Annotated in this window: 13 protein-coding genes and 1 tRNA gene; 10 read left to right on the forward strand and 4 right to left on the reverse strand. The window is 58.3% G+C overall.

Annotated features, from left to right (window positions below; translation table 11 throughout):
• Positions 1-54: 54 nt before the first annotated feature.
• From mobA to AACX99_RS04370, 3 genes are all read left to right on the forward strand, one after another.
• Entirely contained in the window at positions 55-636 is a 582-nt protein-coding gene (gene mobA, locus AACX99_RS04360; protein WP_339409801.1) for a molybdenum cofactor guanylyltransferase MobA, read from the forward strand.
• A gap of 75 nt (positions 637-711) precedes the next feature.
• A complete protein-coding gene (locus tag AACX99_RS04365) occupies positions 712-933 on the forward strand; it encodes a YgdI/YgdR family lipoprotein (protein ID WP_339409803.1) in 222 nt (73 codons plus the stop codon).
• Positions 934-1,076: 143 nt separating this feature from the next.
• Positions 1,077-1,153: transfer RNA gene (locus AACX99_RS04370), tRNA-Pro, on the forward strand.
• Positions 1,154-1,206: 53 nt separating this feature from the next.
• Here the strand turns inward: AACX99_RS04370 and AACX99_RS04375 are convergent.
• From AACX99_RS04375 to AACX99_RS04385, 3 genes are read right to left on the reverse strand one after another with little or no spacing between them, the layout of a single operon-like run.
• On the reverse strand, positions 1,207-2,091 hold the full coding sequence (locus AACX99_RS04375) for a chemotaxis protein CheV (protein ID WP_339409805.1): 885 nt from the start codon (positions 2,089-2,091) through the stop codon (positions 1,207-1,209).
• Positions 2,092-2,137: 46 nt separating this feature from the next.
• Entirely contained in the window at positions 2,138-2,380 is a 243-nt protein-coding gene (locus AACX99_RS04380) for a glutaredoxin family protein (RefSeq protein WP_339409807.1), read from the reverse strand.
• 40 nt (positions 2,381-2,420) lie between these two features.
• Complete coding sequence (locus AACX99_RS04385) at positions 2,421-3,578, reverse strand: DUF5610 domain-containing protein (protein ID WP_339409809.1); 1,158 nt, start codon at positions 3,576-3,578, stop codon at positions 2,421-2,423.
• Between the two features lie 260 nt (positions 3,579-3,838).
• Between AACX99_RS04385 and AACX99_RS04390 the strand changes: the two genes are divergently transcribed.
• Entirely contained in the window at positions 3,839-5,104 is a 1,266-nt protein-coding gene (locus AACX99_RS04390; RefSeq protein WP_339409811.1) for an OprD family porin, read from the forward strand.
• Between the two features lie 72 nt (positions 5,105-5,176).
• Here AACX99_RS04390 and AACX99_RS04395 read toward each other — a convergent pair whose 3' ends face one another.
• Positions 5,177-6,385 carry an ammonium transporter gene (locus AACX99_RS04395; RefSeq protein ID WP_339409813.1) on the reverse strand — a complete coding sequence of 403 codons (1,209 nt, stop codon included), beginning with the start codon at positions 6,383-6,385 and terminating at the stop codon, positions 5,177-5,179.
• 380 nt (positions 6,386-6,765) lie between these two features.
• Between AACX99_RS04395 and AACX99_RS04400 the strand changes: the two genes are divergently transcribed.
• From AACX99_RS04400 to AACX99_RS04425, 6 genes are all read left to right on the forward strand, one after another.
• Positions 6,766-7,083: a DUF883 family protein gene (locus AACX99_RS04400; RefSeq protein WP_339409814.1), complete on the forward strand. Its 318-nt coding sequence runs from the start codon at positions 6,766-6,768 to the stop codon at positions 7,081-7,083.
• Positions 7,084-7,253: 170 nt separating this feature from the next.
• Positions 7,254-7,637, forward strand: a complete 384-nt coding sequence (locus tag AACX99_RS04405) for a phage holin family protein (RefSeq protein WP_339409816.1) — start codon at positions 7,254-7,256, stop codon at positions 7,635-7,637.
• On the forward strand, positions 7,634-7,990 hold the full coding sequence (locus AACX99_RS04410) for a hypothetical protein (protein ID WP_339409818.1): 357 nt from the start codon (positions 7,634-7,636) through the stop codon (positions 7,988-7,990). Before AACX99_RS04405 ends, AACX99_RS04410 begins: the two co-directional genes overlap by 4 nt.
• A gap of 76 nt (positions 7,991-8,066) precedes the next feature.
• Entirely contained in the window at positions 8,067-9,230 is a 1,164-nt protein-coding gene (locus AACX99_RS04415; protein WP_339409820.1) for an EAL domain-containing protein, read from the forward strand.
• Positions 9,231-9,305: 75 nt separating this feature from the next.
• A complete protein-coding gene (locus AACX99_RS04420; RefSeq protein ID WP_339409822.1) occupies positions 9,306-10,637 on the forward strand; it encodes a deoxyguanosinetriphosphate triphosphohydrolase in 1,332 nt (443 codons plus the stop codon).
• Between the two features lie 3 nt (positions 10,638-10,640).
• The gene (locus tag AACX99_RS04425; protein ID WP_339409824.1) at positions 10,641-11,711 is read left to right on the forward strand and encodes an FUSC family protein; all 1,071 of its coding nucleotides are present in this window, start codon (positions 10,641-10,643) and stop codon (positions 11,709-11,711) included.
• The last annotated feature ends 56 nt before the right edge of the window (positions 11,712-11,767 follow it).

Raw genomic sequence — 11,767 nt, forward strand, 5'->3', positions numbered from 1 at the left:
TATGGGCGATAATGCCCGCCGTTATATCACAGGCCCACTCCCGGAGGCTCCGCCATGCCCGCTCTCAGCACCCTGCCCGCCTGCTCCGTCCTGCTGCTCTCAGGTGGCCGCGGGCAACGTATGGGCGGCGCTGACAAAGGCCTGCTCGACTGGCAAGGCCGCCCGCTGATTGCCTGGCTACATACGCTGGTGCGACCGCTGACCGATGATCTGATCATCTCCTGCAATCGCAACGCAGAGCGCTATGGGCCCTTTGCGGATCGTCTGGTGAGTGATGACGACGCTGACTTTCAGGGCCCACTGGCAGGCATTCGCGCCGGCCTGCGCGCGGCGCGTCATGCGAACCTGCTGATCCTACCGTGTGATGCTCCGCAGCTCGACAGACCACTGCTGGAGGCGCTACTCAGCCTGGCTGGGGAACGCGCAGTCGTAGTGCGTCAGGGGGCGTTTCTCGAACCACTGTTCAGCGTCATTCCCAGCGCACTGCATGTCGACCTGGAGCAGGTCTGGCAAGCCGGCGAACGCAGCCCGCAGCGCTGGTTGCGCAGTCTTGATCCACTGACAGTCGAGTGCGCGCACGGTGACCCTCGCCTGGCCAACCTCAACACGCCGGACTTGCTGACAACACACGGATAAACACCGGCAAGGGAACTTGATCGACAAATTTTCGTCACAAGCAGGGTAAAACCCCTATCAATCAAGGAGAAACCCATGACTCAGCGGATTATTCCAGCATTGCTGCTTACCTTGGGCCTGGTCGCGCTGACAGGTTGCGCGTCCCCGACTGTGATCACCCTCAATGATGGCCGCGAAATCCAGACTGTCGACGAGCCGAATTTTGATGAGGATTCGGGCTTCTACGAGTTCGAACAACTCGATGGCAAACGTGCCAAGATCAACAAGGATCAGGTGCGTACCGTAAAAGAGCTATAAGCCGAGATATCCCAGGTGTTGCAAAGTACTTTCTGACTCAGCACCTGGACTCTAATTGATGTATCCAAAGCCTTGGCTGATAGGAAAATTCCAAATCCAACGGCTTGTACCGGAAAACTTTTTCAGTAGAACTTCGACCCATTCGGAGTGTAGCGCAGCTTGGTAGCGCGTCTCGTTCGGGACGAGAAGGTCGCAGGTTCGAATCCTGTCTCTCCGACCAAATCGCATAAAAAGCCCGCTTAGTCGCGGGCTTTTTTATAGCTGTGAGAAAGCCTATTGCAAGCTTTCAAATGCATGCACCAAAGCCTTGCTCAGGTCCACGATGGAGAACTTGGTCAGCACGGCATTGGCGCCGACCGCCTTGGCTTTTTCGGTGTTCATGGTGCTGTCGAGCGAGGTGTGCAGCAACACATAGAGCTGCCCGATATCCGGTTTCTTGCGCAGCGTGCGCACCAGGTCGTAGCCGTCCATTTCCGGCATTTCAATATCCGACACCAGCACCTCGATGGGCTCCCCGGCATCAAATTGTTTCTGCAGCAATTCGAGCGCTTCGGCAGCACTACGGACCATCTGGCAATCCAGTTCCAGCTTGCGCAGGGTAATCATGGTCTGGTGTAACGCCACGTGGGAGTCATCCACTACCAGCACGCGACGCCCCTTGAGCAGTGCCCGCTCGCGCTCTGACAGCATTTGCTCGTCCAACTCCTCAATAATCACTGGCGCGAGTTCGTGCAGGACTTTTTCGATATCGAGAATCTGCACGATCTTGCCGTCGATCTGCGCCACACCAGTGATAAAGGCTTTGCTACCTGAACCTGCCGGCGGCGGGCGAACATCACGGGTGTAGCACTGCACGATGCGCTCCACACTTTGTACATGCAGCCCCTGACGCGAGCGGCTGAGCTCGGTGACGATCAGGCAACCGTCATTGCTGCCAGGTACGCCCTGCTCACCGATGGCCTTGGCCAGATCGATCACCGTCAACGCCGAACCACGCAGGGTAGCTACGCCACGTACATGTGGATGACGACTGGGCAGCTTGGTCAGCGCTGGACAGGGAATGATTTCCTGAACCTTGAGCAGGTTGATCCCCAGCAAGCGACCGCTGTGCAAACGAAACAGCAACAGCGACAGAGCGTCTCCAAGCACCATGCTCATTGATTCTCTTCCCTCGTTAAATCATTGACCGCGCGCGCCTCGAGCATCAGGCGCTGCGCAGAAATTCGACAATCTGTTCGGCTTCAAATGGCCAGTTCAGCTCAGCCCCGGTGTCACTTCGACGCAGCACCGGGATGCGCAGACCATAGTCTTCAACCAAATGTTCATGCTCGGCAATATCGATCAGTTCGACCAATAGGCCATGCTCGACAAAAGGCATCAGTAATGCCTCGGCCACCTCACACAGGTGGCAGCCGAGCGTACCGAATAATTGGCATTCGGGGAGCATCTACTTACCTCCATTGAACACTGGAGGAGCAGTTTAGCACTCAGACGCCAGCAGGCTTGCTGCTGTCTAGGCCTGGGTTGAGCAGGTTTTGCAGGCCATCGAGCAAGCGGCTGTTGAGCTGCTCGGCCTTGTCCAGGCGACCGCTGTCAAAACGCTCATCAAGCGAGAAGCCGCCTTTGAGCATATCCAGCAGGCTGGTTTTAGCTGTGCCTTCTTCAGCCACCTGATTGGCACTGCGCAATGCTTCGAGCAGACCCTGGGCGTAGTCGACCAGCGAACTGTTGACCGCACTGGCAGCCTGGCCACCATCTTGTGCCACGGTACTGTAGGCATCGGTCGCCTGCCGCACAGTGGTTTGGGTCAGACGCAGGGACATCGACGCCAACTGCTCGCCATCCATCTCCAGCGCCATGGCGCGGTCGAAGGCACCGGACAGGTCACCGGCATAGAATTTGTTGGAAAGCTCTTGCACCTGACCGAAGAGTTTCTCCAACGCGGCGCGTTCATCGCCATCCAGCTCGCCTTCAACGCTGACCTGCCAGCCACCAATCTGCAGACTGCCGGACTGGCTGCTGGCAGCCACCGAGCTGCCGTTGCCATTTCTGCTGGCGACAGCGCCACTCTGCGACCAGTTGGCCGAGGCCTGAGCGATGGAGATACGAAGGCGGTCACCATCACGGGTGGTCACTTCCATATCGAAGGTTTCCGCTTGGGCTGCAAAGCGCTCGCTGTAGGCAGAGATATTGGTTGAGCCCTTAGCCAGCCCTGCATCAGGATTAAAGCGCTTGGTCAGATCGTTAAACCCATCCTGAATTTTCTGGTAGGTGTCGTCGATATCGCTCGCGACTTTGCCCTGTAAAACGCCCATGCCATCGAGAATCTTGCGGGCTTCAGCAAAGCCCTTGACCACGCCGCTACGGGCCTGGTCAAGGAGCTTCTGCAGCTCACCGGTATCGGCACCAGCAGCTTGCTCGCTCTGCAAGCGCTGCTCGATAAAACCGAGAATGCGCCCGGCGACTTTCTCCGGGGTGTAGTCGTTAGCCTTCTTGCCAACCAACGCACCCGGTTCAAGCCCAAGGCGTTCAGCAAGTCGATTGGCCAGTGTTGCCTGCGCGTCGGCAGCGTTGCGCCCTAATGGCTGTGCGCTAACGGAGGTAGGCCGTGAAGTGGACGATAAGTTTGAGGCCAGAGGATTCATAGTTAATTACCTAGGCGGTGTATCTGACTGTTAGACGGCCGGGAACAATAAAACTTTAACCTTTCTGCGAATAACCCGATCAACGGCACGGCTGCGCAAGCTAGAGCGACTGCCGCTATATCTGCCACTCGCCACCACGATTCAGGCAGTCTACGAGCAGACCAAAGTCTAAGCGCCAAGCACCTACGGCCATGCTTTATTGCGCCTCGCTGTATCAGATCGGCCACAAGCCGACCCGCACACACGAGGAGCTAACAATAATGACTCAATCTCCCCTCGCCCACGCGGTGGCACTCGCCACACTGGGCACCTGCCTCACCCTGCCATCGATGGCCCAGGCAGAATTTATCAAGGACAGCAAAGCCACTATCGAAGCGCGCAACTTCTACTTCAACCGCGATTTCCGCCAGGAAGGCGCGGCCCAGCACAAGCAAGAAGAATGGGCGCAGGGCTTTATCCTGCGCGCTGAATCGGGCTTCACCGAAGGCACCGTAGGTTTTGGTGCTGATGCCATTGGCATGTTTGGCTTCAAGCTGGACTCAGGTGATGGCACTGCTGGCAGCGGTCTGCTGGTGCCGGATCGTTCGTCTGGTGGTTCGCAGGATAACTACTCTGGTCTGGCTATCGCAGCCAAAGCCAAAATATCCAAAAGCACCCTGCGTGTTGGCGGTATGCAGTTCAAGAACCAGGCGATTGCCTCAAGCGACAGCCGTTTGTTGCCGCAGGTTTTTCAAGCTGGCCATCTGGTCTCACAGGAAATCGACGGTCTGACACTGGATATGGGCCATGTGCGTGAAGTTAACGGTCGTAACTCCAATGACTACGAAGATATCGCCCTGACCACCGGTGGCCGTCGCGGCATCACCACTACCGGCGGCACTACTACTGACTCGTTCAGCTTCTTCGGCGGCAACTACAAGATCACCAAGGATCTGACTGCCGGCTACTACCACTCCAAACTGGAGGATATGTACAAGCAGAACTCCTTCAGCCTGGTGCACGTACTGCCACTGGCGGACAAGCAGACTCTGAAGACCGATCTGCGTTATGCCCGCTCCACCGACGACAGCCGCAGCAACATCGATAACAAAGCCCTAGGCGCGATGGTCACCTACGGCATTGAAGGTCACAGCTTCGGTCTGGGCTACCAGAAGATGAGCGGTGACACCGGCTTTGCCTACATCAGCGGCACTGACCCGTTCCTGGTCAACTATGTGCAGATCAGTGACTTTGCCAACAAGGACGAGAAGTCCTATCAGGCACGTTATGACTTCAACTTTGCCAGCATCGGTATTCCGGGTCTGACCTTTATGACCCGCTACCTGACCGGCGACAATGTCGACCGTGGCCGCAATGTTTCTGAAGGTAAGGAATGGGAACGCAACAGCGAGCTAATGTATGTGTTCCAAGAAGGCGCCCTGAAGAATTTGGGCGTGCGCTGGCGCAATGCGACTGTGCGCTCGAACTTCGCCAATGACATTGACGAAAACCGCCTGATCGTCAGCTACACCCTGCCACTGCTCTGAGCCTAAACACTTAAACGGTTGCAATAAAAAGGCCCGGACATTGTCCGGGCCTTTTGCATTAGCGCGTCGCCATCAATCCTGGCTGACGGCGCCAATCTTATGCACCGATAGATCGGCACCGTGATACTCCTCCTCTTGGCTCAGGCGGATACCCACAGTCACTTTCAGTACGCCGTACACCAGCACTCCGCCAATCAAGGCCACCAGCACGCCCAGCGCAGTGCCGACAAACTGGCTGGTCAGGCTTACGCCGCCAAGTCCACCCAGCGCCTCTTGGCCGAAGATTCCGCAAGCGATACCGCCCCACACGCCGCACAGACCGTGCAGCGGCCAGACACCAAGCACGTCGTCGATCTTCCACTTCACCTGAGTCGCGGTAAACGCCCAGACGAACAATGCTCCGGCAATGGCGCCAGTGACCAGGGCACCGACCGGATGCATCAGATCGGAGCCGGCACACACCGCCACCAGGCCAGCCAGTGGGCCATTGTGCAGAAAGCCTGGGTCATTACGGCCAACAAGCAAAGCCGCCACCGTACCGCCGACCATCGCCATCAGGGTATTGACCGCGACCAGACCGCTGACGCTGCCCAGAGTCTGTGCGCTCATCACGTTAAAGCCGAACCAGCCGATGATCAGAATCCATGAGCCCAGCGCCAGGAACGGAATATTCGACGGGGCGAAAGCCACCAGACGACCATCGCGATAACGGCCATTGCGGCGCCCCAGCAAAATTACCGCGCCAAAGGCCAACCAGCCACCCATCGCATGTACCACCACCGAGCCGGCAAAATCATGGAAGGCTGCACCGAACTGCGCTTCCAGCCAGGCCTGCACGCCATAGTTGCCGTTCCAAATCACGCCCTCGAAGAAGGGATAGATAAAGGCCACGATCAGCACAGTGGCACACAGCTGCGGACCGAATTTGGCGCGTTCGGCAATGCCACCGGAAATGATCGCCGGAATGGCTGCAGCAAAGGTCAGCAGAAAGAAGAACTTCACCAAGGCATAGCCGTTGCCTTCAGTCAGCACGCTGGCCGGTTCGAGAAACGTCACGCCGTAGGCGATCCAGTAGCCGATAAAGAAATAGGCCAGGGCCGACACGGCAAAGTCGGAGATGATCTTCGACAAGGCATTGACCTGATTCTTCTGCCTGACCGTGCCTACTTCCAGAAAAGCAAAGCCGGCGTGCATCGCCAGTACCATTACGGCACCGAGTAGAATAAACAGAGTATTGGAGCCGTGAATCAGGGTTTCCACAGCACTGTTGATGTTTTCCATCTGCAAAGAAAACTCCGTCGCGGGAAAAAGCACCAAAGCGGAACACAGCCTAATAAACGCGCACCATAAGACAGCATTTATCACGGACCGCCTTGTGAAGGCAGGACCCGTACAGCACCAAACAAGTGCCACCCGGACTCTGCTTTGAAGTACTTATTCCATAGTTATTAATAAGTTATTTGTGCACCACGGCGTCCTAGCCAAAATCCTCACAGCCCCATAAAGGAGCGCATCTGCAAGGTTGCGCACCAGCGCAATGCAAGCGCTGTACCAGCCGATATCTCATCAGCACTGCCGCATAGGGAAGAAAGAAGGAACCACTACCGCACAGTGGACTCGAACTTTATTACACGCCCGTCAAGCCAATTAGGAGAGACACCATGGCCAATACCAAACCTCAATCGTCCAACTCGGATCAGTTGATCAACGAATTCAAGGCATTGGTGCGCGACACGGAAAGCTTGCTGCAGCACTCCGCCAGCCTTGCTGGCGAGCAGGCCGAGGAATTGCGCAATCAGATCCGCGGCAGCCTGGGGCGCGCGCGCAGCACTCTGCATAATGCCGAAGACGCCCTGCATGAACGCGGTAAAGCAGCCATCAATGCCACTGAAGGCTATGTGCAGACTCACCCATGGCAAACCCTCGGCATTGCGGCCGCTATCGGTTTGCTGCTGGGCATGCTGATTTCTCGTCGCTAGCAGGTCGTTGAAAATTCTCAGCGATTGCTGACGCTATGATGAAACAGACCAAGAGCCGTATTGGAACGTAAATCGGCTCGCGGCTGTTGTAGCCAGCCAGAGGCGCTACTGAGGTAGCGCCTCGCTCAACAGCCCCGCTTACATTCAACGACTGGTTAAAGAGAGCGTTCATGGATGCAACACCACCTAACCCGCCAAGTCGACGCGGTTCGCCACGGCGCTTTGCCAGCGCCTTGCTCGGGTTATTACATGGCCACATTGCGCTGCTGGGTGAAGAGCTTAAAGAACAGCAAAGCCATACTCTAAACCTACTGGTGTTAACTGGCCTGAGCCTATTTTTCAGCTTGCTGCTCATCATAGGTTTGTCAGCTGCGCTGCTGATTGCCTTTTGGGAGACTCACCGCTTTCTGGTTGTTGGCGCTCTTTGCGGCGTCTACGCGCTCGGCCTGCTGAGCACTTTGATTACCCTATTGCGGCGTATACGTAACGCCCCCGCACCTTTCAGCGCCAGTCTCGAAGAGTTGGCCCGTGACCGTGAGCAACTGCTGCCATGACTATGTCCGAGCATAATGCCAAGGCCTCACGCCGTGAGCTACAGAAAACCCTGCTGCGCATGCGCCTGGAAATGCACCGCCAAGAATTACGTCACGAGACCCTAGTGATGCTGCAACCACTGCGGCAGGCGCAACATTGGCGCAAACACTGGCGTGAGGAGCTGAGCAACAGCAGCGCACCACTTTGGGTCGCAGGTGGTGCTGTGCTGTTGGCCACCATTGGTATCCGCCGCGGCCATTGGCGCCGCTGGCTCCGTATCGCCTTGGTCGTGTTCCCGTTGCTCAGACGCCATCCACCGCGCCGCCCAGGCACGCCAGCGACCACGACTAAAGATACCCACGCAGAAGTTTGAGCTGGCCACAATCTTGCTTAGTTCCCAGGCTACGCCGCCCCACTAGGGCGTCTTCCCAGGCTAAGGAAACTGCGCAGTGTTCAACGGTCAACCGCTTGCTGTTTTCCAACCTTTTATTGATACCGCCACCGGGCGTATTGCCGGTGTCGAGGCGTTGGCGCGGCTGCGCAGCGAAGATGGCCGGCTGCATTCAGCAGGCCCCTTGTTCAGTGATGCAAAAACCTCACCCACCGCCCTACGACGACTGGACCGCGAGGTGCGCGAACAGGCCCTGGCACGCTTTCATGAAGCCCCGCAAGACTGGTTTCTCAGCCTAAATATCTCACCACGCTGGATTAGCCGCCTGCGCCCGGAACAAACTTTGCCCAGCCTCAAACAGCTGCAGCGCAGCGGCATCGATCCGGCACGTATCGTCTTTGAAATCACCGAACTGGGCGGCGCCAGCGCACGATTGCCGGGCGTGGTGCAACGCTATCGGCAGGCAGGCGCACGGATTGCCATCGACGACTTCGGCGCAGGCTACTCACAGCTCGATCGCGTACTGGCCCTGCAACCTGACATCCTCAAGCTGGACATGCGCCTGTTTCAGCAGGCCGCCCGGGGTGGCCCGAGCAGCGAGATCGTCAAAGCCCTGGCGCAGATGGCGGAAAAGACCGGCTGCTGGATCATCGCTGAAGGCGTGGAAACCGAAGCCGAGCTGAATTTTGCCCTGGAGTGCGGCGCACGTTATGTACAGGGCTACTTGTTTGCCAAACCCGAAGAGGCATTTTTTAGTAGCCACGCCTTCGTAAAACGCTTCGCCCAGTTGCGCGATTGCTATGTGCAGCAAAAGCTCGCCGAGCGCGCACGCCTGATGACCCTGCGCCAGCAGCTCGGCGAACTGATGAACAGCTTCAAGGCCTGGGTCGAAAGCGGCGCACGCCCTGAACAACTGCCACAACCACACGCGTATCCCTGGCTACTGCGTATCTTCCAGTGCGACCGCCACGGTACCCAGCTGACTGCCAATCTGGAATGGCGCGAACAAGCCTGGCACAACGATGCGCGCTATGTCGGGCATAACTGGTCATGGCGGCCGTACTTTTATCAGTTGCTGGCCGAAGGCTGGGAGGAACGCCGGCTGATTCTCTCCAGCACCTACCGCGATGCCACCACTAACCAGTACTGCCTGACTGCGGGGCAATTCATCGACAACGGCAAGCGCTTACTACTGATCGACATTGACGCCGTCGGCTTTTAACAGCACCTCGCCTTGCATCGTCGGTATAGAACCCCGAAGCTAGCTGCCACAGCCAGGTAACGGCGAGGACATACCTTGGATTGGCAAACCCTGCTCAACCGTGAACGACTCGGCAAGCCGACGCACAGCGTCGCCGAACTGGGCCGTACCCCGTTTCACAAAGACCATGACCGCATCATCTTCTCCGGCGCCTTTCGCCGGCTGGGGCGCAAGACGCAGGTGCACCCGGTGTCGAGCAACGACCATATCCACACGCGCCTGACCCATTCGCTGGAAGTCAGCTGCGTAGGCCGCTCCTTGGGCATGCGGGTCGGCGAAATGATCCGCCACGCTCTACCAGACTGGTGCGAGCCAAGCGATATGGGCATGGTCGTGCAATCCGCCTGCCTGGCCCACGATATCGGCAACCCGCCGTTTGGCCACTCCGGTGAAGACGCCATCCGTCACTGGTTTCAGCAAGCCGCCGGGCGTGGCTGGCTGGATTCGATGAGCACGGCCGAACGCGGTGACTTCCTCAGTTTCGAGGGCAATGCCCAGGGCTTTCGCGTGCTCACCCAGCTGGAATACCACCAGTTCGACGGCGGTACCCGGCTGACCTACGCAACCCTTGGCACCTACCTGAAGTACCCCTGGACCGCGCGCCACGCCGAAGCCCTGGGCTACAAGAAACACAAGTTCGGCTGCTACCAGAGCGAACTGCCGCTGCTTGAGCAGATCGCCGGCAAACTCGGCCTGCCGCAGCTGGAAGAACAGCGCTGGGCACGCCATCCGCTGGTCTATCTGATGGAGGCTGCGGACGACATCTGCTACGGTCTGATTGACTTGGAAGACGGCCTGGAGATGGAGCTGCTTGAGTACAGCGAAGTTGAAGCACTGTTGCTCAACTTGGTTGGCGAGGATATTCCGGAAACCTACCGTCAACTTGGACCGCAGGATTCGCGGCGGCGCAAGTTGGCCATTCTGCGCGGCAAGGCCATCGAACACCTGACCAATGCCGCCGCCGAAGCCTTTGTCGAACAGCAGGACGCCTTGCTCAAAGGCACCTTGCAGGGTGATCTGGTCGAACATATGCACGGCACCGCCAAGCGCTGTGTACAGAGCGCCAAGGACATGGCCCGGCAGAAAATATTCCAAGACAAACGCAAGACCCTGCACGAGATCGGCGCCTACACCACCCTGGAAATTCTGCTCAACGCCTTCTGCGGCGCAGCGCTGGAACAGCATGGCGGGCGCACGCCATCGTTCAAGAACCGCCGTATCCTCGACCTGCTCGGCAATAACGCACCCGACCCAAGCTGGCCGCTGTATCGCTCATTCCTGCGCATGATCGACTTTATCGCCGGCATGACTGACAGCTACGCTACTGAAATGGCTCGTGAGATGACGGGCCGTTCAAGCCCGGTATAAGCCATGAATAGCCTATTGCGACAAACCTTCAGCTGGCATGCCGGCCCCCCTGCCTGGGGGCCGGCTATGGTCGCTGGTTTCGGCTGTGCGTTGCCGCTGCTGCTCGGGCTGTTCAGCGCTCACCCGGGCTTTCTCTGGGCGTCGGCGGGTGCCTTCCAGGCGGCGCAGGCCAGCCCGCTGCACCGTCTGGGCATGCTGCGGATGTTGATGCTTTGCGGGCTGGGCGCCTGTAGCGCCGGGCTGGGCTTCTGGTCCGCCGAGCATGCCTACGCGAGTTTGCTGATCTTCGCCGCGTTCGGCTTCCTCCTCGCTTGGCTGCAACGTTTTGGCAGCGAAGCTGGCAAGCTAGGCATCGGTCTGGCCATCTGCCTATGCCTGGGCCAAGGCCAGTACGGCCTGGGCAGCCTGAACAACCCCTACGCGATTGCCGCGCTGTTTATCCTCGGCGGCCTCTGGGTGATGCTGCTGGCCTTCGGGCTGCGCGGCATGCATGGCCTGCGCATGTGGCCGTACATGCCGCGTTTTATCAGCATCTTCAAAGTGCTCAAGCGCCACGCCAAACGCTTGCCACAACAGAAGTGGCGGCTGCATGCACTGGGCTGCACCCTGGCATTCGCTCTCTCCGGGCTGATCGTCAACCTGGCCGAGCTGCACCGTGGCTACTGGCTGACACTGACCGTGGTCACCACCTTGCAGTTGGATTTCCAGGGCAGCCTGGTACGCGCCGTGCAATCTATTCTCGCCAGTCTGGGTGCGGCCGCACTGCTGATTCTGCTCGGACACAGCATGCAAAATCCGGCGCTGATGGTCGCCACATTACTACCGCTGATCGCCCTTAGCCGCGCCCTGCAAGCCAACCATTACGGCCTGTTTGTGCTGCAGACCACGGTGTGCTTCGTGCTGCTGGCCGAAAGCCTGGCGCATGACTGGCAACTGCCGCAGGTGCGCCTGTTCAACAGCCTGATCGGCGTAGCTCTGGCCTTGCTGGTAGCGCTGTTGGTATATGGTCTGGAGCGCTGGCTCGAACACCGGCACAACCTGCAAAAAACCAAGCACAGCACAGACCCAATTTAGAGCTGCTGCAGCGCAAAAAACCTGTATCCGCGCAACGGCAAAGCACGTAAGGCTCC

Source organism: Pseudomonas sp. EA_35y_Pfl2_R5, from assembly GCF_963970805.1.
Classification (GTDB): domain Bacteria; phylum Pseudomonadota; class Gammaproteobacteria; order Pseudomonadales; family Pseudomonadaceae; genus Aquipseudomonas.

What these genes read in the sequence shown, in the direction of transcription:
- mobA (WP_339409801.1), top strand. Translation starts at nt 55, where the DNA reads ATGCCCGCTCTCAGCACCCTGCCCGCCTGCTCCGTCCTGCTGCTCTCA.
- AACX99_RS04365 (WP_339409803.1), top strand. Translation starts at nt 712, where the DNA reads ATGACTCAGCGGATTATTCCAGCATTGCTGCTTACCTTGGGCCTGGTC.
- AACX99_RS04375 (WP_339409805.1), bottom strand. Translation starts at nt 2,091, where the DNA reads ATGAGCATGGTGCTTGGAGACGCTCTGTCGCTGTTGCTGTTTCGTTTG.
- AACX99_RS04380 (WP_339409807.1), bottom strand. Translation starts at nt 2,380, where the DNA reads ATGCTCCCCGAATGCCAATTATTCGGTACGCTCGGCTGCCACCTGTGT.
- AACX99_RS04385 (WP_339409809.1), bottom strand. Translation starts at nt 3,578, where the DNA reads ATGAATCCTCTGGCCTCAAACTTATCGTCCACTTCACGGCCTACCTCC.
- AACX99_RS04390 (WP_339409811.1), top strand. Translation starts at nt 3,839, where the DNA reads ATGACTCAATCTCCCCTCGCCCACGCGGTGGCACTCGCCACACTGGGC.
- AACX99_RS04395 (WP_339409813.1), bottom strand. Translation starts at nt 6,385, where the DNA reads ATGGAAAACATCAACAGTGCTGTGGAAACCCTGATTCACGGCTCCAAT.
- AACX99_RS04400 (WP_339409814.1), top strand. Translation starts at nt 6,766, where the DNA reads ATGGCCAATACCAAACCTCAATCGTCCAACTCGGATCAGTTGATCAAC.
- AACX99_RS04405 (WP_339409816.1), top strand. Translation starts at nt 7,254, where the DNA reads ATGGATGCAACACCACCTAACCCGCCAAGTCGACGCGGTTCGCCACGG.
- AACX99_RS04410 (WP_339409818.1), top strand. Translation starts at nt 7,634, where the DNA reads ATGACTATGTCCGAGCATAATGCCAAGGCCTCACGCCGTGAGCTACAG.
- AACX99_RS04425 (WP_339409824.1), top strand. Translation starts at nt 10,641, where the DNA reads ATGAATAGCCTATTGCGACAAACCTTCAGCTGGCATGCCGGCCCCCCT.